21 protein-coding genes are annotated in these 25,221 nt (G+C 39.3%); 19 read left to right on the forward strand and 2 right to left on the reverse strand.

Annotated elements, in window-relative coordinates; all coding sequences use genetic code 11:
• Positions 1-4: 4 nt before the first annotated feature.
• The 16 genes from pgsA to hfq all read left to right on the forward strand — a co-directional run bounded on the left by pgsA (position 5) and on the right by hfq (position 20,222).
• Positions 5-583 (forward strand): CDP-diacylglycerol--glycerol-3-phosphate 3-phosphatidyltransferase, encoded by a 579-nt coding sequence (gene pgsA / locus IHV09_RS06230; RefSeq protein ID WP_066393829.1) that lies wholly within the window; start codon positions 5-7, stop codon positions 581-583.
• A gap of 154 nt (positions 584-737) precedes the next feature.
• On the forward strand, positions 738-1,979 hold the full coding sequence (locus IHV09_RS06235) for a competence/damage-inducible protein A (protein WP_197263863.1): 1,242 nt from the start codon (positions 738-740) through the stop codon (positions 1,977-1,979).
• A gap of 126 nt (positions 1,980-2,105) precedes the next feature.
• The gene (recA, locus tag IHV09_RS06240) at positions 2,106-3,152 is read left to right on the forward strand and encodes a recombinase RecA (RefSeq protein WP_197263864.1); all 1,047 of its coding nucleotides are present in this window, start codon (positions 2,106-2,108) and stop codon (positions 3,150-3,152) included.
• 404 nt (positions 3,153-3,556) lie between these two features.
• The gene (gene rny, locus IHV09_RS06245; RefSeq protein WP_197127778.1) at positions 3,557-5,122 is read left to right on the forward strand and encodes a ribonuclease Y; all 1,566 of its coding nucleotides are present in this window, start codon (positions 3,557-3,559) and stop codon (positions 5,120-5,122) included.
• Between the two features lie 340 nt (positions 5,123-5,462).
• Complete coding sequence (spoVS, locus tag IHV09_RS06250) at positions 5,463-5,723, forward strand: stage V sporulation protein SpoVS (protein WP_010193268.1); 261 nt, start codon at positions 5,463-5,465, stop codon at positions 5,721-5,723.
• Between the two features lie 355 nt (positions 5,724-6,078).
• Positions 6,079-7,821, forward strand: a complete 1,743-nt coding sequence (locus IHV09_RS06255) for a 2-oxoacid:acceptor oxidoreductase subunit alpha (RefSeq protein ID WP_197127779.1) — start codon at positions 6,079-6,081, stop codon at positions 7,819-7,821.
• Position 7,822: 1 nt separating this feature from the next.
• On the forward strand, positions 7,823-8,689 hold the full coding sequence (locus tag IHV09_RS06260; protein ID WP_137789604.1) for a 2-oxoacid:ferredoxin oxidoreductase subunit beta: 867 nt from the start codon (positions 7,823-7,825) through the stop codon (positions 8,687-8,689).
• A 263-nt stretch (positions 8,690-8,952) separates the two neighbouring features.
• Positions 8,953-9,993 carry an L-threonine 3-dehydrogenase gene (gene tdh / locus IHV09_RS06265; protein ID WP_370568930.1) on the forward strand — a complete coding sequence of 347 codons (1,041 nt, stop codon included), beginning with the start codon at positions 8,953-8,955 and terminating at the stop codon, positions 9,991-9,993.
• Between the two features lie 24 nt (positions 9,994-10,017).
• A complete protein-coding gene (locus IHV09_RS06270) occupies positions 10,018-11,193 on the forward strand; it encodes a glycine C-acetyltransferase (RefSeq protein WP_197264146.1) in 1,176 nt (391 codons plus the stop codon).
• Positions 11,194-11,423: 230 nt separating this feature from the next.
• A complete protein-coding gene (miaB, locus tag IHV09_RS06275) occupies positions 11,424-12,944 on the forward strand; it encodes a tRNA (N6-isopentenyl adenosine(37)-C2)-methylthiotransferase MiaB (protein WP_197263865.1) in 1,521 nt (506 codons plus the stop codon).
• Positions 12,944-13,378 carry a RicAFT regulatory complex protein RicA family protein gene (locus tag IHV09_RS06280; protein ID WP_197127782.1) on the forward strand — a complete coding sequence of 145 codons (435 nt, stop codon included), beginning with the start codon at positions 12,944-12,946 and terminating at the stop codon, positions 13,376-13,378. The genes miaB and IHV09_RS06280 overlap by 1 nt, the downstream gene beginning before the upstream one ends.
• 458 nt (positions 13,379-13,836) lie before the next feature.
• A complete protein-coding gene (gene cotE / locus IHV09_RS06285) occupies positions 13,837-14,409 on the forward strand; it encodes an outer spore coat protein CotE (protein WP_144700658.1) in 573 nt (190 codons plus the stop codon).
• 104 nt (positions 14,410-14,513) lie between these two features.
• Complete coding sequence (mutS, locus tag IHV09_RS06290) at positions 14,514-17,105, forward strand: DNA mismatch repair protein MutS (RefSeq protein ID WP_197263866.1); 2,592 nt, start codon at positions 14,514-14,516, stop codon at positions 17,103-17,105.
• Between the two features lie 14 nt (positions 17,106-17,119).
• Positions 17,120-18,994, forward strand: coding sequence for a DNA mismatch repair endonuclease MutL (gene mutL / locus IHV09_RS06295; protein WP_197263867.1), 1,875 nt, complete (start codon positions 17,120-17,122; stop codon positions 18,992-18,994).
• Between the two features lie 9 nt (positions 18,995-19,003).
• Positions 19,004-19,954: a tRNA (adenosine(37)-N6)-dimethylallyltransferase MiaA gene (miaA, locus tag IHV09_RS06300; protein WP_305069413.1), complete on the forward strand. Its 951-nt coding sequence runs from the start codon at positions 19,004-19,006 to the stop codon at positions 19,952-19,954.
• Between the two features lie 31 nt (positions 19,955-19,985).
• A complete protein-coding gene (gene hfq, locus IHV09_RS06305; protein ID WP_066393852.1) occupies positions 19,986-20,222 on the forward strand; it encodes an RNA chaperone Hfq in 237 nt (78 codons plus the stop codon).
• 62 nt (positions 20,223-20,284) lie between these two features.
• On the opposite strand, the gene IHV09_RS06310 is transcribed toward hfq, so the two are convergent.
• Positions 20,285-21,262: a tyrosine-type recombinase/integrase gene (locus tag IHV09_RS06310; RefSeq protein WP_197127786.1), complete on the reverse strand. Its 978-nt coding sequence runs from the start codon at positions 21,260-21,262 to the stop codon at positions 20,285-20,287.
• A 102-nt stretch (positions 21,263-21,364) separates the two neighbouring features.
• Between IHV09_RS06310 and IHV09_RS06315 the strand changes: the two genes are divergently transcribed.
• On the forward strand, positions 21,365-21,943 hold the full coding sequence (locus IHV09_RS06315; protein WP_197127787.1) for a YhcN/YlaJ family sporulation lipoprotein: 579 nt from the start codon (positions 21,365-21,367) through the stop codon (positions 21,941-21,943).
• A gap of 127 nt (positions 21,944-22,070) precedes the next feature.
• Here the strand turns inward: IHV09_RS06315 and IHV09_RS06320 are convergent, their stop codons facing one another.
• Positions 22,071-22,697, reverse strand: coding sequence for a YitT family protein (locus tag IHV09_RS06320; RefSeq protein ID WP_197263868.1), 627 nt, complete (start codon positions 22,695-22,697; stop codon positions 22,071-22,073).
• A 274-nt stretch (positions 22,698-22,971) separates the two neighbouring features.
• On the opposite strand from IHV09_RS06320, the gene spoVK reads away from it, so the two are divergent.
• Positions 22,972-23,925, forward strand: coding sequence for a stage V sporulation protein K (gene spoVK, locus IHV09_RS06325; RefSeq protein WP_197127789.1), 954 nt, complete (start codon positions 22,972-22,974; stop codon positions 23,923-23,925).
• Between the two features lie 39 nt (positions 23,926-23,964).
• Positions 23,965-25,221 (forward strand): GTPase HflX, encoded by a 1,257-nt coding sequence (gene hflX / locus IHV09_RS06330; protein WP_197191112.1) that lies wholly within the window; start codon positions 23,965-23,967, stop codon positions 25,219-25,221.

Here is a 25,221-nt window from a genome sequence, read left to right on the forward strand (position 1 = left end):
TTCATTGAACTTACCTAATAAGATTACCATTTCTAGAATTTTTTTAATTCCACTCTTTATGATCGTTCTTTTAGGCGATTTTGATTGGGGAGTCTGGAAAATTGCTGGTGAAGAATTGCCTGTCACTCATTTTGTTGCTGCGCTGATCTTTATCTTTGCATCCAGCACCGATTGGGTTGACGGCTATTATGCACGAAAATATAATCTCGTTACGAATTTGGGGAAATTCTTGGACCCATTAGCAGACAAGCTACTCGTTTCGGCTGCACTTGTAGGATTAGTTGAACTTGGAGCTGCTCCTGCATGGATGGTTATCGTTATCCTTAGCCGAGAGTTTGCTGTTACAGGCATCCGTGCTGTTGCTTCAGCAGAAGGCGAGGTCATTGCAGCAGGACAGATGGGCAAGCTGAAGATGTGGATTCAAATTATTGCGATCTCCGCATTGTTGCTTCATAATCTTCCATTTGCATGGATCGGATTACCATTTGCAACGATCAGTCTTTGGGCAGCAACACTCATTACCTTATATTCTGGCTGGGAGTATTTCGTGAACAGCAAACATATTCTATTAAAATCAAAGTAATCCAGAATGAAGAAAAAACAGGAGCAGATAACTCCTGTTTTTTTATTAGCTGTAGTAGAAATTGCAGAAAACATGAAGAAAAGATAGAGAATCTTAGAATAGTTAAAGTTGAATGATGTGATATCAGAGAATACAATCAGGGAGCGTGTATGAGTTGAACGCAGAAATCATAGCAGTTGGCAGTGAACTTTTATTAGGACAGATCGCAAACACGAATGCTCAATTTATTTCAAAAGGACTGGCTGACATCGGAGTGAACGTCTTTTATCACTCAGTAGCGGGTGATAATCAAAACCGTCTCTCATCTGTCATTCAAACAGCTCGGACAAGATCCGATCTGATCATCTTTACTGGAGGTCTAGGACCAACAAAAGACGATCTTACTAAAGAAACAATCGCAAAACTGTTTCAGAAGGAATTGGTTCATGACGAAGCTGCGTTAGAGTATATAACCAATTATTTTGTTCAAACCAATCGAGAGATGACACCCAACAATAAGAAGCAAGCCCTCATAATAGAAGGATCTGTCGTCTTGCCAAACGATAACGGTATGGCGCCGGGAATGGCGTTTACTCATGGTAACAACACGTGTATACTCCTACCTGGACCACCTAGTGAGATGAGACCGATGTTTAACAACTATGTTATTCCTTATCTTTATTCTAAGATGGACGTACAGACTAAGTTTCATTCGCGGGTATTAAAGTTTTTTGGTATTGGAGAATCGGTCTTAGAAACGAAGCTTCAAGATTTGATTGAAAAACAAAGCAATCCTACTATTGCGCCGTTAGCATCTGAACATGAAGTTACGATTCGGCTAACTGCAGCTCACCCTTCAGAAACTGAGGCGAAGAGACTGCTAGATGAAGTAGAACAAGAAGTATTAAGTCGTACAGGTTCCTATTTTTATGGATATAACGATGAAACGCTAGAGAGTCAAACTTTCGACCTTCTTCTAAATAATCAGCTGACGATCGCTTCGGCAGAGAGCTTGACTGGAGGGCAATTCAGCAAGATCATCACTGATTTTCCTGGTGCTTCTGCCGTTTATCAGGGAGGAGTCGTTGTTTATTCAAACGCATTAAAACAATCGATGCTTAAAGTACCTCATAACTTGATCACAGATCATGGTGTTGTTAGCTCAGAATGTGCAGAGTGGATGGCAGAGGAGATTAGAAAGCAGTCAAAGACTGACATCGGCATCAGCTTTACTGGTGTTGCGGGTCCTGATGGACAAGAAGACAAGCCTGCAGGAACAGTGTTCATCGGAATTTCAATTGGGGATCAAACCTATTCATATTCATTAAAACTTGCAGGATCAAGAAAAGGGATTCGTGAAAGAGCAGTAAAGCATGGATTTCGCTATTTAAATCAATTGGTCAAAGAAGGACAATAAAAAAATCGAATAAATGTTCGCAAAAAGATTGGCAAATGAACTAAAAAGAGATATGATAGAGAAGTAGCAAGTAACAGAATTAATGAAACAAAAATACATGTAAAATGAATTTGAGGAGTGAATTGAATGAGCGATAGAAAAGCAGCTTTAGATATGGCTCTACGCCAAATTGAAAAGCAGTTCGGTAAAGGTTCTATTATGAAACTGGGTGAACAAACCGAACAGCGAATTTCAACAGTATCCAGTGGATCGATCACTTTGGACATCGCACTTGGAATCGGTGGATATCCTCGCGGAAGAATTATCGAAGTTTACGGTCCTGAATCATCAGGTAAAACAACTGTTGCCCTTCATGCCATCGCAGAAGTTCAACGTAATGGTGGACAAGCTGCATTTATTGATGCAGAGCATGCGCTTGATCCTGAATATGCACAAAAGCTAGGCGTGAATATCGATGAGCTCTTGTTGTCTCAGCCTGATACAGGTGAACAAGCACTAGAGATCGCTGAAGCTCTTGTAAGAAGTGGAGCAGTAGATATTTTAATTATTGACTCCGTTGCTGCCCTTGTTCCTAAAGCTGAGATTGAAGGGGAAATGGGAGATTCTCACGTTGGTCTTCAAGCTCGTCTTATGTCCCAAGCACTTCGTAAACTTTCGGGTGCCATTAATAAATCGAAAACCATCGCAGTATTTATCAACCAAATTCGTGAAAAAGTTGGCGTTATGTTCGGAAACCCTGAAACGACACCAGGGGGAAGAGCGCTTAAATTCTACTCATCCGTTCGTTTAGAAGTACGTCGTGCTGAACAGTTGAAACAAGGTCAGGATGTTGTTGGTAATAAAACAAAGATTAAAGTTGTAAAAAATAAAGTTGCTCCTCCGTTTAGAACGGCTGAAGTGGATATTATGTACGGAGAAGGAATTTCATATCAAGGTGAGATTCTCGATATCGGTTCGGACATTGATATCGTTCAAAAGAGTGGTGCTTGGTATTCTTACGAAGGCGAACGTTTAGGTCAAGGACGTGAGAACTCTAAGCAATTCCTTAAAGAAAACCCTGAGATTGCATCAGCAATCGTTGCAGAGATCCGCAACTATTATCAGCTAGAAGGCAAAGCAACAGTTGAAGTAGAAGCTCCTTCAGCAGAAGAAGAGTTTGAGTTAACAGAATAGTCAAGAGTGAAGACTGGTCAAGTGTGACCGGTCTTTTTTCTTTAAACGGATCATTTTTAAGAGAATGGTTGCTTAAAACGATATATTTTCATAGCCAAGCGACGAGCAAAAGTTGGAGATGGAGGTGAACTCCTTTTCGAGTGTATTAATATAACCACAGCAATAATAGCGAATATTGCAGGCAAAATATGCTCCTTGCTATTTTTAAGTCAACCAATTATTATAGAGGATTGACTCTCTTGACAAGCCTTTGGCACACCTATAAAATGAAGATATATTTTGATTTCTTATGAAATTAAAAGATATGTATAGAATTTGTACGACATGAATGGTGCACAGCACATGTAAGACGATTGACGCCAAAAATGCAGTATGAAAAGCAGAAAGCAAGAGGAGGTGGGAATATGCCAAGTTTAGCAGTATTCATCTCCAGTTTGCTTGTCTCACTAGGTGTCGGTGCTATTGTCGGATATCTTGTTAGGAAATCAATTGCTGAAGCGAAGATTTCAAGCGCAGAACGAGCAGCTGCGCAAATTGTTGAAGATGCAAAGCGCGATGCTGACGCCAGCAAGAAAGAAGCGCTGTTAGAAGCAAAAGATGAAATCCATAAGCTACGTACCGAAGCTGAACGCGAAATTCGCGAACGTCGAAACGAGCTTCAAAAACAAGAACATCGATTGGTTCAAAAAGAAGAGATCCTAGACAGAAAAAGTGAAACTCTTGACAAAAAAGAGGAATCTTTAGAGCGACGTGAGGAGTCTCTCACCAAAAAACAGCGACAAATTGAAGAGATTGAAAGCAAAGTGGAGGAATTGCTGAAAGAACAACAGCGAGAGCTTGAGCGCATTTCCAGCATTACCAGGGATGAAGCCCGCCAAATTATCATGACGGAAACTGAGAACGAGATGACACATGAGTTGGCGATGATGGTAAAAGAGATGGAAAACCGTGCTAAAGAAGAAGCGGACAAGAAAGCAAAAGAAATTCTTTCCCTAGCTATCCAACGCTGTGCAGCCGATCACGTAGCAGAAACTACAGTTTCTGTAGTAAACCTTCCTAACGATGAAATGAAGGGAAGAATTATTGGACGTGAAGGGCGAAACATTAGGACGTTAGAAACGTTAACTGGAATTGACTTGATTATTGATGATACTCCAGAAGCCGTTATTCTGTCTGGATTTGATCCGATCCGCCGTGAAATTGCACGGATGGCTTTGGACAAGCTTGTACAGGATGGAAGAATTCACCCTGCACGAATTGAAGAGATGGTTGAAAAATCACGTCGAGAAGTGGATGAGTATATCCGCGAAGTAGGAGAGCAGACAACGTTCGAAGTTGGTGTTCACGGACTTCATCCTGATTTGATTAAAATTCTTGGGCGTTTGAAGTATCGTACAAGTTACGGTCAAAACGTACTAAAACATTCAACTGAAGTGGCTTACTTAGCTGGATTAATGGCAGCTGAAGTAGGAGAAGACGTTCATCTTGCAAGACGAGCTGGTTTGCTTCATGACATTGGTAAGGCGATCGATCATGAAGTTGAAGGCAGTCACGTTGACATTGGTGTGGAACTTGCTACGAAGTACAAGGAACACCCAGTAGTCATCAACAGCATTGCGTCTCATCACGGAGACACTGAAGCAACTTCGATCATAGCTACTCTAGTTGCAGCAGCAGATGCACTTTCTGCAGCAAGACCAGGAGCACGCCGTGAAACACTTGAAACGTATATACGCAGACTTGAAAAGTTAGAAGAAATTTCAGAATCATTTGATGGTGTTGAAAAATCTTTTGCGATACAAGCAGGCCGTGAGATACGTATCATGGTTAAACCGGATCTGATCGATGATGTAGCATCATACCGACTAGCACGTGATATTACGAAGAAGATTGAAAGTGAACTGGATTATCCAGGACACATTAAAGTTACAGTCATTCGTGAGACTCGAGCAGTTGAATACGCAAAATAAACAAACAAAGCGGTGGGAGATTAATCCCATCGCTTTTTTATATGAAGAAATTTCGTAACTAGTAGAAGGTGTGGAATTTGAGCAGGAGTAAACCGAGAATCGCTCACATAAAAAGCTGTATACGTATACAGTGAATCGCAGTTTTTTCCCGAAAAAACCACATTATGGTTTGAAAGAAGTTTGTTAAGGGTACTAGAATACCGGGGTTTATTCATAGGGCAGCTGCTTTAACAAAATAACAAAATAGAGAGAGTAAGCACAATTTTGTTTCGGCAGGAATACAAGCCTTAATCAATGAATATAGTAGAACAGGTATCTATCCTGAAGGAGGTTCAAAACAATGGAAATATTAAAAGTTTCAGCAAAATCCAACCCCAACTCTGTAGCTGGTGCACTTGCTGGTGTTCTCCGGGAACGTGGAGGCGCTGAAATTCAGGCAATCGGAGCAGGTGCATTAAACCAAGCTGTTAAAGCAGTAGCTATCGCACGAGGGTTCGTAGCACCGAGCGGAGTTGACCTCATTTGTATTCCAGCATTTACAGATATCTTAATCGATGGGGAAGAAAGAACGGCCATTAAATTAATTGTTGAACCGCGCTAATTAAAGTGAAACCTGCTTGCTCGTTCGATAGAGCAAGCAGGTTTTTAGTTTTGTAGACTTATTTTCATTTTGTAAGGGATGCCGAGAATCGTAGAAGGAAATGCGGAAACAAATCTAGAATTTATACAGAGAAGCATCTTAATTAAAGCGTTTTCATTTATTTACTTTTTTTGTAATAGTTTGAATTATACTAGGCGAATACTTGCATTTTTATGAAGTTAAGTCTAGAATTGTAGACGTTTAGTACATAATTTAAGTAAACGTGATAATGCGCGTTCAACACAACATGAAACCATACTAAATCAAACTATTGATTGAAAAAATTAACGTTTGGGTTACTGAAAGGGTGGAGTACATGATTGATCAACTTTCTTGGAAAGTTGGCGGACAGCAAGGTGAAGGAATTGATAGTACAGGTGAAATTTTTGCGATGGCACTCAACCGCCAAGGCTACTATCTGTATAGCTATCGACACTTTTCTTCCAGAATTAAAGGCGGTCATACCAACAATAAAATTCGTGTAAGCACGAGTGAAACCCGTTCGATCTCTGATGATCTTGATATTTTAATAGCATTCGATCAAGAAACAATTGATGTGAATGTACATGAGCTTCGCGATGGAGGAGTTGTGATTGGAGATTCAAAATTCAATCCTACTGTTCCTGAGGACCTTAATGTTAGATTATATGCTGTACCATTTACAGAGATTGCAAGTGAACTTGGCACATCTCTAATGAAAAACATGGTAGCGATCGGAGCGACGAGCGCTGTTTTAGGTCTTCCTGTAGAAAGCTATTTAGAAGTTGTAGAAGAGATTTTTGCTCGTAAAGGAGCAAAAGTAGTAGAAAAGAATATGGAAGCTATCCAAAAAGGCGCTGATCGTTTCAATGAATTATCTGGTGGCCAGATCGATGGTTTTCAATTAAATAAAGCTGATGGCAAGAAGAGAATGTTCATGATCGGAAACGATGCGATTGCTCTAGGATTCGTTGCAGGAGGCGTACGGTTCATGTCCGCTTATCCGATCACACCGGCATCTGAGATCATGGAATACCTGATTAAAAAACTGCCTGAGTTTGGCGGGACTGTCATTCAAACAGAAGATGAGATTGCCGCTTGTACGATGGCGATCGGAGCGAACTATGCAGGAGTTCGTACGATTACATCGTCAGCAGGACCAGGTCTATCTTTAATGATGGAAGCATTAGGTCTATCTGGGATGACAGAAGTTCCTTTAGTAGTTGTAGACACACAGCGTGGAGGTCCGTCCACGGGGCTGCCTACAAAACAAGAGCAATCTGATCTCATGGCGATGATCTATGGTACTCATGGTGAGATTCCAAAAGTGGTTATGGCACCAAGTACGGTTGAAGAAGCATTCTATGACGCTGTTGAGGCATTGAATATTGCAGAAGAATATCAGATTCCTGTTATCTTACTTACAGACCTTCAACTTTCTCTTGGGAAACAATCGGTTGAGCCATTAGATTACAGCCGTGTTGAGATTCGTCGCGGTAAGCTTGATCCAAAAGAAGAGCTTCCAGATACAGACGATAAAGATGGGTACTTTAAGCGTTATGAAGTAACTGAAGATGGTATATCTCCTCGCGTAATCCCAGGTATGAAGAATGGTATACATCATGTCACGGGTGTTGAGCATGATGAGACAGGAAAGCCTTCAGAAGTGGCAGCAAATCGTCAGAAGCAGATGGATAAACGACTGCGTAAATTGCAGAATCTGCGTTTTAACGTACCAGTTGTTAAACAAGCGCCTCATGAAGAAGCGGATATTCTTTTAGTTGGATTCAATTCAACACGAGGTGTGATTGAAGAAGCGATCCCTCGTTTAGAAGCAGACGGCTTAAAAGTCAATCATGCTCATATTCGTTTGATCCATCCGTTCCCTGCCGATGAGATGAGATCTATGATAGACAAAGCGAAGAACGTAATCGTAGTCGAGAACAACGCGACAGGACAGCTGGCGAACATTTTAAAAATGAATGTTGGACAGCATGAGAAGATTAAAAACTTGTTAAAATATGATGGGAATCCTTTCTTGCCATCAGAAGTTGTCATGAAATGCAAGGAGCTGGTTTAATATGGCTACATTTAAAGATTTTCGTAACAGCATCAAACCGAACTGGTGTCCAGGATGTGGAGATTTCTCTGTACAGGCGGCTATTCAAAGAGCAGCTGCAAATGTAGGTTTAGAACCAGATAACCTTGCTGTCGTATCAGGAATCGGCTGTTCAGGACGTATTTCAGGATATATCAAATCTTATGGGTTCCATGGGATCCATGGTCGTTCATTGCCGATCGCGCAAGGTGTTAAGATGGCAAACCGTGATCTGACTGTTATCGCTTCAGGTGGTGATGGAGATGGGTTCGCGATCGGAATGGGTCATACTGTTCATGCGATCAGACGAAACATCGATATTACTTATATTGTTATGGACAATCAGATCTATGGTCTAACAAAAGGACAAACATCACCTCGATCTGATGTTGGTTTTAAAACGAAGAGTACACCAGAAGGATCTGTAGAGTCAGCGATCGGAGTTATGGAACTCGCTTTAACGGCTGGAGCTACGTTTGTCGCTCAAAGTTTTTCAACTGACCTTAAAGAGTTAACTTCCATCATTGAAGCTGGTATCAACCATAAAGGCTTCTCATTGATCAACGTTTTCTCTCCTTGTGTGACATACAATAAAGTGAACACATACGACTGGTTTAAAGAGCATCTCGTATCTTTAAGCACGATCGAAGACTATGATTCTTCAAACCGTATGATGGCTATGCAAACACTTATGGAAAACAAAGGTCTTGTAAAAGGGATCATCTATCAAGATAAAGTAAAACCTTCTTATCAAGATCTTGCGCATGGATACAGCAAAGAAGCACTTGCAAAAGTTGATCTGAACTTACCCGAAGAAAAGTTCAATCAATTGATGTCAGAATTCATGTAAGAAAAAGCCCTTCTCCTTAAAATTTGGAGAAGGGTTTTTTATAATCTTTCCTAAAAAACAAGCGAACGTCCTAAGAGCTTAATGAACGCTAATGGGTATGCACTATATTTACAAAAAAAAGCTTTTAAGAAAAAAATTTTAAAATTTTTTTTGGCATCTGCTAATGTCCGTGTAGGGTGGACACTGCTCTTTACCTTGTTGTTTAATCAATGTACAATTATTTATGGAATTGATTATTAAGGTTTACAGTGAGGGGTGTTTCTGTGCAAGGAAAAATGAAAGCAATAGTTAAGCATCATGCGGGTTATGGAGCTAGATTAGAAACAGTAGATATTCCTGAAATTAATGAAAGTGAAGTATTGATCAAAGTTAAAGCGACTTCAATCTGTGGAACAGATGTCCATATTTACACATGGGATGAATGGTCACAGAGTCGTGTGAAAACACCATATGTATTTGGTCATGAGTTTTCAGGAGTTGTTGAAAAAGTTGGAAGCGCTGTTACAAATGTCTCTGTTGGAGATCATGTTTCAGCTGAAACACATATAGTCTGTCATTCTTGTCCACAATGTCTAAAAGGACAGTTTCATATCTGTAAGAACACGAAGATCATCGGTGTTGATACTCAAGGGTGTTTTGCAGAATATGTAGCAATGCCATCAGAGAACATTTGGAAAAATGATCCTAAGATGCCGTTTGAACATGGATCGATTCAAGAGCCGATGGGAAATGCTGTTCATACTGTGTTAGCTGGTGATGTTGCTGGTAAAACGGTGGCTGTCATCGGATGCGGACCGATCGGTGTGATGGCGGTTAACGTTGCAAAAGCAGCAGGTGCAAGTCAGGTAATCGCTATCGATCTTAACGATTATCGTTTAGATCTTGCTAAAAAGATAGGTGCGACAGAAGTGATCAATCCTAAATCCACCGATCCTGTTGAAACAGTGATGAGTTTAACGGATGGAAATGGTGTTGATGTTGTTTGTGAGATGAGCGGTCATCCAGTTGCGATCGATCAAGGGTTCAAGATGATTACGAACGGCGGTCGTGTCTCTATCCTAAGTCTTCCCGTTAAACCTGTTGAGATCGACCTAACGAACGATGTAGTATTTAAAGGAGTTACTGTTCAAGGAATTACGGGAAGAAAAATGTATGAAACATGGCAACAAGTTTCAGGGCTTTTACAGTCAGGAAGCATGCATCCAGAAACAATCATTACTCATACACTTCCACTTGAAAAGTTTGAAGAAGGCTTTGATCTAATGATAAAAGGAAACTGTGGAAAAGTAGTTCTTATTCCTTAAAATTGAAAGGGGCAAAACATCGTGATGAAAGGTTTTGAATACCTGCAAGAAGAATTGGACCAAATGAAAGAAGAAGGTACGTTTAGAAAGCTCGTACCGCTAGAATCAGAGCAAGGATCAAAAGTTGTAATCAATGGAAAAGAAGTGATCCAGCTCTCTTCCAACAACTACTTAGGTCTTACGAGTCATCCTAAGATGAAGGAAGCAGCTCTAAAAGCTGTTGAAGAATTTGGAGTGGGTACTGGTTCGGTGCGTACGATTGCCGGAACGCTATCCATGCATGAAGAATTTGAAAAAAAACTTGCAGAATTTAAGCACACAGAGGCGTGCCTTGTTTTCCAATCTGGTTTTTCAACGAATCAAGGTATCCTTTCTGCCATTCTTACAGATCAAGATGTTGTTATTTCAGATGAATTAAACCATGCTTCGATCATTGATGGTATTCGTTTAACAAAAGCGAAAAGAAGAATCTACAAACACGTTGATCTAGAAGATTTAGAAGCAGCGCTAAAAGAGACTCAAGAATTTAGAAAAAGAATCGTCGTAACTGACGGTGTTTTCTCTATGGATGGAAACATTGCACCTCTTCCTGGAATCGTAGAACTCGCTGAGAAGTACGATGCCCTCGTAATGGTAGACGACGCACATGCGAGTGGTGTATTAGGTACAAATGGACGCGGTACGATCGACCATTTTAACTTGAACGGCCGCGTTCATATTCAAGTAGGAACGTTAAGTAAAGCAATTGGTGTTCTTGGTGGTTATATTGCAAGCACGCAAACGTTAAGAGACTACCTGATCCATAAAGGTCGTCCGTTCTTGTTCAGCACATCGCATCCGCCTGCAGTTATCGCAGCGAGTTCAGCCGCGATCGACGTTTTAGAAGAAGAGCCAGAACATATGGAAAGACTTTGGGAGAATACCAAGTTCTTTAAAGCTGGATTAAAAGAACTAGGGTTTAATACAGGAGTTAGTGAGACACCTATTACACCAGTACTTGTAGGTGATGACGCGCTTGCGCATAAACTATCTGATACGTTATTAAAATACGGGGTATTCGCTCAAGGGATCGCATTCCCAACTGTAGCAAAAGGAAAAGCTCGTGTTCGAACGATCGTGACTGCTCAGCACACGAAAGAGGAGCTTCAAGCTGCATTAGATGCATTTGAAAAAGCAGGAAAAGAATTAAATATCATTTAAATACGTGTAAAGTTGACTTTAAAGGCGCATCAGGAAGCTTTTGGGGTCAACTTTTTTTATTGACCGTACCAAAAGGCACCTTTTAATAACCGTAATTTTATTATGTAAACTAAAACGATTACAAGTTTAACTATAATCCAATTTTTGATATAATGTTACAGTTGGATGAAAAACTAGATTTAAGATGAACGGATTACCAAGCAGTAAAGGCAATAAGGAGTGAATATGTCTTGGATATTACGAAAGACAATCAAAAAGTGAAGACGAACGAAAAAGAAAGAGACTACTCACAATACTTTCAATCTACGTATGCACCGCCTTCTTTAAAAGACGCGAAAAAGCGTGGTAAAGAGCAAGTACAAATATTAAAAGATTTTTCTATTCCGGAAAATTTAAAAAATATTGGTGTTGGTAAAAAGTTCTATATTCGTACGTATGGCTGTCAGATGAACGAGCATGATACAGAGGTTATGGCAGGAATTCTGAATGAAATGGGTTATGAAATCACTTATTCTACTGAAGATGCCGATGTGATCCTTCTTAACACATGTGCCATTCGAGAAAATGCAGAGAACAAAGTGTTCGGTGAACTGGGACATTTAAAACATACGAAAGCGAACAACCCTAATCTACTTCTTGGAGTATGTGGCTGCATGTCACAAGAAGAATCTGTTGTTAACCGTATTCTTTCCACGTACCCTCAAGTCGATATGATCTTTGGTACTCATAACATTCATCGTCTGCCTCAAATCATCGAGAACGCATTATTCTCAAAAGAGATGGTAGTTGAAGTTTGGTCTAAAGAAGGGGATATCGTCGAGAACCTTCCAAGAAAGCGTAAAGGAAACGTTAAAGGCTGGGTCAACATTATGTACGGCTGCGACAAATTCTGTACATATTGTATTGTTCCTTACACGCGAGGAAAAGAAAGAAGCCGTTACCCTCAAGATATCATCGAAGAAGTAAGACAGCTTGCGAGAGAAGGATATAAAGAAGTAACCCTTCTCGGTCAGAACGTGAATGCATACGGCAAAGATTTTGAAGATCTAGAGTATGGTCTTGGCGATCTAATGGATGAGATCCGTAAGATCGATATTCCAAGACTGCGTTTTACAACAAGTCATCCACGAGATTTTGATGATCGGTTAATTGAAGTACTAGCTAAAGGCGGTAACATTGTAGATCATGTGCATCTGCCTGTCCAACACGGAAACAGCGATGTACTCAAATTAATGGCTCGTAAATATACACGTGAACATTATATAGAGCTTGTAAACAAGATCAAAGTTGCAATGCCGAATGTAGCATTAACTACGGATATTATTGTTGGGTTTCCAAATGAGACGGAAGAACAATTCCAAGAGACTTTATCTCTAGTAAAAGAAGTGCAGTATGATGCTGCTTACACGTTTATCTATTCCCCGCGTGAAGGCACTCCAGCTGCGAAGATGCAAGACAATGTTCCGATGGAAGTGAAACGAGAGCGTCTGCAAAGACTGAACGCCATGCTGAATGATATCTCATTAGAAAAGAACAAAGCATATATCGGTAAAGTCGTAGAAGTGCTGGTTGAAGGAGAAAGTAAAAAGAATCCTGATGTACTAACAGGTCACACAGGTTCCAACAAAGTAGTAAACTTTAAAGCTCCTAAGCACTTAATAGGTGAAATCGTCAAAGTTCAGATTACCGATGCTAAAACATGGAACCTTGGCGGCGATTGGGTAGAAGAAAAATCAGAGGTGGTAGGCTAATGAGCACATATACGAAAGAAGAAATCTTGGGAAAAGCTAAAGAACTGGCTAAAATGATCGCAACGACTGATGAAGTAGAATTCTTCAAAAAAGCAGAAGCTCAGATCAATACAAATTCAAATGTAGCAAGATTGATGGGACAGATTAAGAATCTTCAAAAACAAGCTGTCAATCTTCAACATTATCAAAAGCATGAAGCATCAAGAGAAGTAGAAGAAAAAATCGATGCACTGATGGCAGAGCTTGATAGCATTCCAGTCGTACAAGAGTTCAAACAATCTCAAAGTGATGTGAATGATATCTTACAGATGGTTTCACATACGATCTCGAACAAAGTAACAGATGAGATCATTGAATCCACTGGCGGGGACCTTTTAAAAGGAACTACTGGTTCTCAAGAAGGCTGTTCTCCGGGCGGCTGCGGTTGTCACTAACCATAAACACGATGTCTTTTGTAGACATCGTGTTTTTATTTGAGATTCATTCCAGTTTATTGGATGTTTCGCACATACCCATAGAGGTATTAGGTTCCTTCAATCCAGAAGTTTTGGTATGCAATCCAAAAGTTTCTGCTGTTTATCCACGAGATTTGGCTCTCAATCCAAAAGTTTTCCCCATTTATCCACGAGTCTACAAACCTCGACAAATTCCGCATTGCGTTTTAGACTCACATACCCGTTAAGAGAGTATCCTAGAGGGATAATCAACCACTTGCAAAAGCAATAAAAACGCAAAAATAATTTCACGTACCGTTCACCACATATAATATTTTGAGAACATTGGACAACAAACGCCCATATACTTAGACTAATTGTGTTTCAAATAAATGAAGACACAATAGGCATCCGCCCAGCATATACTGTATGGAGATTGGTAGAGGAGGGATTCATGTATGTCAAGACGCGTAGAACAAGAGTTGACTTACAGAGAAATCATCACAAAAGCGGTCTGCGGCAAAGGGAGAAAATTTTCTCAAGCAACGCATACCATTGCACCGAGTCATCGTCCGAGCAGCATTTTAGGATGCTGGATCATCAACCATGCATATAAACCGAAGCGGAATGGTGAAGCAGTAGATGTAGAGGGAAGCTATGATATCAACGTGTGGTATTCATACAATGATAATACTCGTACGGAAGTCGTAACAGAGACCATTCATTTTGTAGATAAAGTGGATCTCAGTGTAAGAGATAAGAATGCGTTAGGCAATCAATATGAAGTTACGTGCCGTGCACTTCAAGAACCCAATACGTTAGAAGCGACGATCTCTCCGAACGGAAATAAAGTGATCGTTCAAGTAGAAAGAGAGTTCGTTTGTGAAATTATCGGAGAAACAAAAGTTTGTGTATATGTGAATCCGGACGGTTTTGATGATGTAGAGACAAGAGATTGGGAATATGATGTAGAAGATGAGAATTTTGAAGACCTGGATCCGAACTTTTTAATAGGTGATTTGGAAGAATAGAAAACGGGGAGAGAGCTTCCCGTTTTTTTCATGCAGAGAAAACGATAGATGCTGTGAATTATGTTATAATAGCGACATTGAAATGTTATGAAAAAGGTGAAATTATGGCTCAATATACTCCAATGATACAACAATATTTATCAATTAAGGCAGCTCATCAGGATGCCTTTTTATTTTTCCGTCTAGGAGATTTTTATGAAATGTTTTTTGAAGATGCTGTTCGAGCATCTCAAATCCTTGAAATTACACTAACAAGCAGAGATGGAGGCTCTCAAGATCGAATTCCGATGTGTGGGATACCTTATCATTCGTCAGCAGGTTATATAAAAACATTAGTTGAGAACGGACATAGAGTAGCGATCTGTGAACAAGTAGAAGATCCTAAACTATCTGTTGGGGTAGTGAAACGTGAAGTCATCCAGATTATTACGCCAGGAACGGTTATTGATGACCACCTTCTTCAAGATAGAGAGAACAATTTTCTTGTATCGATAGAAAAAGAAAACGATTCTTATGGATACGTTCTTTGTGATCTTTCAACAGGTGAGTTGAAGGGATATACATATGACGGAAATCAGTTATCGTTCATTCAATTACTTTTAAGTCACGGTGTAAAAGAGATTGTTGGAAACAAAGAATTGTATGATGCTTGGACGCACACAGTTACACAGACAGGACAAGCTTCCGTTTCTATCCAGGAAGAGAATTCTATAGATAGTCAGTTTAATCGACTTGTTCAGACGATCTCTGATCCCATCTTATTACGTGCTTCAGGACGGTTGTTCAACTATCTATCTCATACGCAAAAACGATCTTTCCACCATATAAAAGCTGTTGAATTTCAGCAGAACGATAAAAGAATGAAGCTTGATGCCTTTTCAAAACGGAATTTAGAATTAACAGAATCAATCCGAGCAAAAGGAAAAAAAGGTTCACTATTATGGCTGTTAGACGCCACGATGACAGCAATGGGTGCTAGAAAGCTTAAACAATGGGTGGAAGAGCCGTTGTTCGTAAAAGAAACGATTGAGAAGCGGCTTCAGCTCGTTGAAAACTTAATCGGAGAATTCTTCATTCGTGAAGAGATCAAAGAACAATTGAAGTCTGTTTATGATATGGAACGATTGATAGCCAAAATATCTTATGGAAACGCTAGTCCAAGAGATCTTGTACAATTGAAAAGATCTCTGTTCAGTGTTCCGGTCTTAAAAGAAAAGATCAAGAGTATTGAAGGGAAATACGCACTCGAGCTTCATGCGAAGATGAATGAACATAAAACACTCAGAGACTATTTAGATTCTGCTATTCATGATGATGCACCCATTCAAATTAAAGAAGGTGGTCTGATCAAAGCAGGTTACAATGAGCAGCTGGATCTATATAAAGATGCGAGCAGTAACGGTAAAGCCTGGATCGCTTCTCTTGAGCAACAAGAAAAGGCAGCTTCAGGCATTAAGTCTTTAAAAATAGGTTTTAATAAGATTTTTGGATACTACATTGAGGTTACAAAATCGAACCTTTCACAAGTACCAGATCGTTATGAACGAAAACAGACGCTCGCGAACGCTGAAAGATATGTTACGCCAGAACTGAAAGAGAAAGAAAGAATCATATTAGAAGCGGAAGAGAAGATCTCAGGATTAGAATATACACTCTTTTTGGAAGTGAGAGAGTATGTAAAACAATTCATTCCAGGGCTGCAAGAGCTTGCATCAGCCATTTCTGAACTAGATGTCATGCAATCTTTTGCTGCAATCAGTGAGCAGTACCGTTATATAAGACCGATAGTATCAGAGGATGGAATCGTTAATATTGTGAACGGCAGACATCCGGTTGTAGAAAAAGTCATGGATGCCCAAGAATACGTACCTAACGACATTGTTCTAAATAATGATAGAAATATGCTCCTTATAACGGGTCCAAACATGGCAGGTAAGAGTACGTATATGCGCCAGTTGGCACTTACAGCGGTCATGATGCAGATCGGCTGCTTTGTTCCAGCAGATCGTGCTGAGCTTCCAATGTTTGATCAGATCTTTACGCGGATTGGAGCTGCTGATGATCTAGTAGGAGGGCAAAGTACGTTTATGGTCGAGATGCTCGAGACGAACTTTGCTCTGACGAGTGCAACTGAGAACAGTTTGATCCTTTTAGATGAGATCGGACGAGGGACTTCCACATATGATGGGATGGCATTAGCGCAATCAATCATTGAATTCATTCATGAAGAAATAGCTGCAAAAACATTATTCTCTACTCATTATCATGAACTTACTGTCTTAGAAGAGTCTCTTCAATCTTTAAAAAATGTGTTTGTAAGTGCAGTTGAAGAGAATGGAAGTCTCGTATTTTTGCATAAAGTCATTGATGGACAAGCAGATAAAAGTTTTGGTATACAAGTGGCGGAACTCGCTGAACTACCAGAACCAGTGATCTCTAGAGCAAAAACAATTTTACAAACCTATGAAAATCAAGAAAAACGAGAGGCGCTTCCCATTCAAGAAGTTTCAGTGACCAGGGAAGAGGATCTTCAAGAAAGTCAGTTGAGTCTTTTTGTAGAAAAAAAGCATACGACGAATAGAAGAGACAATAAAGAGCAAGAGTTGATCAAAGAGTTAAGGAATTTAAACGTATTAGAGATGACTCCTCTTGATGCGATGAACGCGTTATACAAACTGCAAAAAAAAGTAAGATAAAGGAGGCGTGACGAATGGGCAAAATTGTACAACTAGATGAACATCTTTCTAATAAAATCGCTGCTGGTGAAGTTGTTGAACGCCCAGCCTCTGTCGTTAAAGAGCTTGTTGAAAATTCAATCGATGCGAACGCGACGAGAATAGAGATCGAAGTTGAAGAAGGTGGGTTATCACTCATTCGTGTACTAGATAACGGGGACGGAATCGAGCCGGAGGATTGCGTGCTCGCTTTTAACCGCCATGCAACGAGTAAGATTAAAAGTGAGCAAGATTTAATCCACATTCGTACCATGGGGTTTAGAGGAGAAGCATTACCGAGTATCTCCTCTGTTTCTCAAGTCGAACTGAAATCATCAACGGGTGACGGACCAGGTGCTTACTTGTTTATCGAGAATGGTAAAATCATAAAACAGCAGCAGACGAACAGCAGAAAAGGCACAGACTTTACTGTTCGTAACTTATTCTATAACACACCAGCTAGATTGAAGCATGTTAAGACCATTCAGACGGAACTAGGCACGATCAGTGATCTAGTGAACAGACTGGCTCTTGCTAACCCAGATGTTTCTTTTCGTTTAAAGCATAACGGAAAAGAACTTCTTCACACATCTGGTAACGGAAATTTGCTGCAGATCATTGCATCTGTTTATGGGATACAAACAGCTAAAAACATGATCTCAGTCTCTTTTTCTTCATTAGATTATGAAGTAAGGGGATATATAGCAAAACCAGAGATGAACCGAGCTTCACGTCAGTATATGTCCTTCTTTATGAACGGAAGATATATTAAGAACTATGCACTATCAAAAGCTGTACAGAATGCTTATCATACGTTCCTGCCGATCGGTCGCTTTCCGATCGCTATCTTATCGGTTAAGATGGATCCGACAATTATTGATGTCAACGTTCATCCTTCAAAACATGAAGCAAGGTTGAGTAAAGAAACTGAACTGGTTCAGCTTATTGAAAACGAACTCAGAAAAGTGATCAGAAATCAGCAGTTGATCCCTGATGTTCAGTTTAAGAAAAAAGAACAAAGACAGAATGATCGAGAAGAACAGCCTTCATTTTCTTTTGATTATCAAAGGAAAAAGGAAGAAGTTCAAACCGACGTAACTGCAATTTTAGAAACGACTCTAAGTGCCAACCGTTCAATTATTGAATCTGATGCTGTTCCTTCTCATATTAGAGAAGCATCGCATCCAGTCATCGAGAATGAGGATCTTCCGGTGGAATCATTTCATCCCGAAATGAATCAAGCACCAGAATCCCTAGAGCAAGAACATATTGAAGATGAGTCAATTGATAAAATTCCCGTTATGTATCCGATCGGACAGATGCATGGTACGTATATCATTGCTCAAAATGAGAAGGGATTATATCTATTCGATCAGCATGCTGCCCAAGAACGCATTAAATATGAGTATTTCAGAAAAAAGGTGGGGCAAGTGGATCGAGAAACTCAACTGTTAGCAGTTCCATATACCTTTGAATTTACAGCGAGTGAATCTGCCTTTCTAGAGAGTCACTTAGAGACTCTCAGCGAAGTGGGTCTGTTTTTAGAAACCTTTGGACAGAATACTTTTATCGTTAGAGAGCATCCACAATGGTTTCCGAACGGATATGAAAAAGAGATCATACTCGATATCATCCAGCAGGTACTCGATGATAAAAAAATCGATATCGAGAAATTAAGAGAAGATGCAGCGATCATGATGTCATGTAAAGGATCTATCAAAGCGAACCATCATTTAAGGAACGATGAAATTTTTGCTTTGTTAGAATCTCTTCGAACTTCAAGAGATCCTTATACTTGTCCACACGGCAGACCAATAACGATCCATCTATCAACGTATGAACTTGAGAAGATGTTCAAAAGAGTGATGTAGGAGTTAATGATGAAAGATAAATTAGTTGTGATCGTAGGCCCAACGGCTGTTGGGAAAACAAGAACCAGTATCGAACTTGCTAAGGCGATCGATGGTGAGATCATTAGCGGGGACTCTATGCAGATCTATAGAGGTCTCGACATAGGTACAGCAAAGATCACGGAGGAAGAGAAAGAAGGGATCCCTCATTATCTTATTGATATTAAAGATCCTAAGGAAGCATTCTCAGTTGCTGAGTTCCAAAAGTTAGCTAGAGAACGAATATCAGATATAAATAGAAGAGGTAAGATTCCGATTATTGTTGGTGGTACGGGGTTGTACGTAAGGGCTGTTACTCATCACTATGAATTTTCTGATGCGAACCGAAATAACGAGATGCGAAATGAACTTCAAAAAAAGGCAGAAATCGAAGGGCCAGAGGCATTGCACGCTGAACTACTAGAAGTCGACCCGGAGCGTGCTAAAGAAATTCATCCGAACAATGTACAACGTGTAATAAGAGCGCTTGAAATTTACTATACAACAGGAAATGCTCCTTCTATTGAACAAGGAAAGAAAAAGAGTGATGAGGAATCGCTTTATCAGCTAGCTTTAGTTGGATTGACGATGGATAGAGAGCACTTATACAAACGAATAAACGAGCGAGTGGACCTTATGGTTCAACAAGGGGTTCTTAACGAAGCGAAGATGCTTTTTGAACAAGACATTACGAATAGTCTGGCAGCTAAAGCGATAGGCTACAAAGAGTTTTTTCCATATCTTTCAGGGGAAAGTACTTTAGAAGAAGCGATCACCTTGTTAAAAAGAGACTCAAGGCGATACGCAAAAAGACAATTCACATGGTTTCGCAACCAGATGGATGTAGAATGGTTTAGTATGGACGAAGATCCCTTTCACAAAAAATTTCAAGAAATTCAGCACTTTGTTGAAGGGAAATTAGAAATTTCCGAGAATGTATAAGGGTAATGCCCAAAGAGGAGGATCTGTTCACATGAAGCAATCAATCAATTTACAGGATCATTACTTAAACCAATTACGTCGCGAAAACATTTATGTGACCGTATATTTGCTGAATGGTTTTCAGCTTAAAGGTTTAGTAAAGGGGTTTGACAACTTTACGGTTGTACTAGAGGCAGAAGGAAAACAGCACCTCATTTACAAGCATGCCATTTCAACGTTCACCCCACATCGAAATGTCGATTTGTCTTCTGCAAATACAAATGAATAAAAAATACTCCCTGTTGACCTTTAAGAGGTCGATAGGGAGTTTTTAATGTCTACATATTCGTCTTATTGCTTTACTTCAGCTGCTTCTAAGTAAGCTTCATAGCGGTTTAAAGTAAGGTTTGATTTTAATCCGAACCACAATTGAACATCTTCTTCATCTTTTCCTTCTTTTAAAAGATTTAAAATGGCTGTTCTTCTTAAGTGTTGAGAACTGATCCCTTCTCTTAGTCCAGAACGACGGACCTCTTGTCTCAGCATCTTCTGTATAGCGATAACAGTTAACGGTTTTGGCTCATACTTCCCATAATCAAATCGATACGTTCCTCTCTGGTAATCAAACGCGATAAAGAAACGATCTGAAGAATAAACCCTTGGCCGAATAACTTCAGGAATCTTTTCCTTGTATTCATATAATAATTGTTGTGTCTCATCATCAAGAGCGATCAGTCTTGTTTCTTTTTTGTTGATCACTGTTAATTCATGCTGTGTGAAATGAACATGTTTCATTTCAATATTCGTGATTTCCTGTAGTGTAATGCCATACCGATAAAGAAGTGAAAGGATGGCTTCATTTCTTTTGATCAACAGGTGCCTATATTTTTGTTGTTTCTCCGTTAGTCCCTCATAAGAAGAGAGAGTTTGGAAAAGGGTCTTGTATTCCTCATCCGAAATAAAGTCATCATCTGTAAATTGAGTGTCTTCTTTAAGGGTTTGCTCCAGTTCATTAAATGGATTCGATGAAATTTTTCTATTTGTATGCAGATAGAAAAAGAGACTTTTTATAACTGTGAAAACTCGTTTGCTTGTGGCAGTTCGATATTCTCTCTGCTCTGAAAGAAAAAGAAAATATTCTTTTAGCGTCAACGTATCTAGGCTTTGTATCACTCTTAAGTCATCTGTTTTCTTAATAACTCGAACCCATGCAAAAAAATCTAAAAGATCATAATAATAACGCTTTATCGTACTCTTTGTTCTATCTTTTTTCTGTAAGTGCACAATAAATGAATCGGCATATTCGGGTAAGTGTGGATAATCTTCCATAATTGCCTCCTATAACCTCTTTTTACCATTATAACAAAGGGTGTTTTTTTTGCATATTTCTACAATGTCCAAAGGAAACTATAGAAAAAAGGATGGTTAAATATGCGGAAATTAGGAGTGCTCGTTCTATCTTCAGTTTTCATTTTTAGTGCTTGTTCAGGCAAAACCGGTTCTGGAGATGAAACTCTAGATACAGAGCAAGTGAAATACGATTCATCAGAAAGAAAACCAAACACACAGATAGATTCACCATTAGTCGTTGAAAAGTCTGATGAAGTTCATCAATCAAAGGATCTTGTGCAGCTTGCGGAAAAAATAAACGGAGTAGATCAGGCGTATGTCATTGTAAGTGGTATTTACACACTAGTTGGCATCGTTCCGAATGAGCCTGTTTCACCGGGGAAAGAAAACGATCAACTAAGAAGAGAAGTTTATAATGGAATTAAGGGGAATGCACATGGAAGGAATGCAGCGATCACTACGGATCCTGATAAGATAGAGCAAATAAAGAAACTTGGAAACACTGCGTCACATAGTAAACATGATTCAAAAAGTGGAGTCTATAATGAGCTAGGGATATTAATTGGGAAAATTAAACCGTTAAAAGGGCAGTCGAAATCAACCGAGAGGCAAGAAATGCATGAAGAGAAGAATCGCACGCGGGATGATCTCTACGAATAAAAGCTTTTATTTCCTAAGCAAGCGCAGAAAATGACAACAATAGACATTTGTTTACATAATAATTACTATGTAAACAAATGGTGTTTAGAGGAATAAAAAAAGCATTCTCCTATTGCGGAGAGTGCTTTTAACTATTTTGAAGTGTTTCTGTATCAGTTGTTCGATACACAGCTTCTGATGATGGCTTAACTGTGCTTTTTAATTTTCCAGTTAAGAAGGAAGCTATAGTTATTGCAATGATGGATATCAGAGCGTTTCTAAAACCAAACATGACTACAGCAGATGACACGATAATAAAATCTGTAACAAACAAGGAGATTCCTCGATTTATATTAGATTTTTGCTCTAAATATAGAGCTAGAATATGTATGCCACCTAATGATGCTCCTGAATTCAATACAAAACTTACGCCTATACCTATCAAACTTCCGGCAATGATCGCAGCAGCAATCGGGGAGATTAGCGGAAGAGCAAGATAATCCATGAGATCGGATATGGCTGAAATGAGGATGATGCAAAGAAACGTTAAAAGTGAGAAATTCCATCCCAATTTTTTAATTGATAAAATAAAGAAAGGTAGGTTCACAATAAGGAATAGGATGCCCCATGTCCAATTCGTCATAAATGAAACCAAAGTTGCGATTCCTGCTGTTCCACCGAACGTTAATGTGTGTATGTTTAGTAATTTTATCCCGATCGCTGTTAAAAACAGCCCGATCAAGATATACAAGCTTTTCTGTAATTTTATATGCATGATTTCTTCTTCCATTCAATTCGTACTTTTTTCACATTATTTAACATAACACGGAAATACTGCATACTTGAGTATTTTTATTCATCTGAAAATAGAAAACGCTTACAAATTCATTGGTATTTATTCATTGTAAAAACAAGGCTTGTCTTTGTAGTAGATCATAAGACTACAACATAAATTGATAACAGTGGATCAAGAAACAATATAGGCATCTGTCACGGAAACATATAGTGTTGCGTATAATGATTTGACTGGCAAAGTGAGGTGGTTCCTTTTGAATGAACCTATTGCGATAAAAAAGCAAAGGCAGATCAATATCGTTTTGAATCAAACGAATGAAAAATCAAAGATTGATGATGGAGCTGCACTAGCAGGAAAAAAAGAGAAGACAATTGAAAAGCACCAACCGCTAATAAAGATGGAAAAAGATTTGAACCGTTTAGTCGGAATGGATGATTTAAAATTTCATGTTAAAGAGATCTATGCATGGCTTCATATTAATAAATGTCGTCAAGAATTAGGGTTAAAAGCTGAGAAACAAGCTCTTCATATGTTATTCAAAGGAAACCCAGGTACTGGAAAAACAACGGTAGCTAGAAAATTAGGCACTTTGTTTCATGAGATGAAAGTACTCTCAAAAGGTCATCTGATCGAAGCAGAGCGCGCTGATCTTGTCGGTGAATATATTGGGCATACCGCTCAAAAAACGCGAGAGCTCTTAAAGAAGGCAAGCGGTGGGATATTGTTCATAGATGAAGCCTATTCCTTAGGCCGCGGAGGAGAAAAAGACTTTGGGAAAGAGGCCATTGATACACTCGTAAAAGCTATGGAAGACCAGCAACACGATTTCATACTCATTTTGGCAGGTTATCCTAAAGAAATGGATCGTTTCTTAAAACTCAATCCGGGTTTACCTTCTAGGTTTCCAATTGTTATATCGTTTCCTGATTATTCGGTCGAAGAATTAATGGAAATTGCTAAAAGAATGATCACAGAAAGGGAATACATGCTGACAAGAGATTGTGAATGGAAATTAAAAAGTCATATCGAGCGGATAAAGAACAGCAATCCCGGATCATTTTCAAATGGAAGATACATTCGTAATATGGTTGAAAAAGCGGTCAGAAGGCAATCAGTAAGGCTACTGAACGAAACGAATCAAGACAGAAGAGCATTGATGACGATTCAAAGTGATGACCTTGTGCTAGAAGAACGGGATTCGATTTGATATGATGAGAGGAGACTATGGAAAGCAGGGATCGCAAATTTGAACAAAAACAAAGATTCAGTTCATGAAAAAGCGATACTCGTCGGATGTCAGCTTCCACGGCAGAACGACGAGCGTTTTTTTTATTCAATGGAAGAATTAAAATCTTTAACAAAAACAGCTCAAGGGACTGTGTGCGCTGTTGTTACACAAAAAAGAGACCGATATGATTCAGCTACTTTTATTGGTAAAGGTAAAGTAGAGGAAATTATCACCCTTGAAGAAGAACTTGAAGCAGATATCATTATTTTCAACAGTGAATTATCTCCTTCTCAAGTTCGCAATTTATCATCGCATTTCAACGCAAGAGTCATTGATCGAACACAACTGATATTGGATATCTTTGCGCAAAGAGCGAAGACGAGAGAAGGGAAGCTTCAAGTAGAACTCGCTCAGCTTGAATACTTACTGCCCCGTTTATCAGGTATCGGCGCCAGTCTTTCGAGGTTAGGTGGGGGAATCGGAACACGTGGTCCTGGTGAGACCAAACTTGAAAAAGATAGACGTCATATTCGGTTTCGTATACATGAGCTTAAAACACAGATCAATTCTGTTGTAAGTCATAGAGAAAGATATAGAGAACGCCGCAAACATCAAGGCGCTTTTCAAGCAGCACTTGTTGGCTATACGAACGCAGGAAAGTCGACGATCTTTAACAAATTAGCAGAAGCTGATAGTTATGAAGAAGATCAATTATTTGCGACGTTAGATCCGTTGACTCGAAAAGTAAAACTAAAAAGCGGGTTTCAGATGCTGTTAACAGATACGGTAGGCTTCATTCAAGATCTACCAACATCATTAATCGCGGCCTTCAGGTCAACCTTAGAAGAAGCGGCAGAAGCAAATCTTCTTATTCATGTGATCGACGGTTCTAGTGAGGATCGCATTCAACATGAACAAACGGTTAAACGTATTTTAAGCGAGCTGAAGGCATCTCATATACCTATGCTCACGGTTTATAATAAAAAAGACCAGTTCAAAGACGATTTCATTCCAGAGAATCCGTCCATTTCTATTTCTGCATTAGAGAATAAGGATATTTCTTCATTACTTGAAACGATTGAAAAAGAAGTGATGAAGCAGATGACATACTATGAAGTTAAAGTTTTAGCACATGATGGTAAGCTTCTATCACAACTTCGTGGAGAAACCATACTTATCACACAAGAATTCAATAAAGAAGAATTGGTCTATGAATGCAAGGGATACGCGTTATCTTCCTCTTCCATTCCGTCCATCAGCAACAAAGGAGAATAA

The sequence above is a fragment of the Fictibacillus sp. 23RED33 genome, assembly GCF_015903925.1.
GTDB lineage: Bacteria > Bacillota > Bacilli > Bacillales > Fictibacillaceae > Fictibacillus > Fictibacillus phosphorivorans.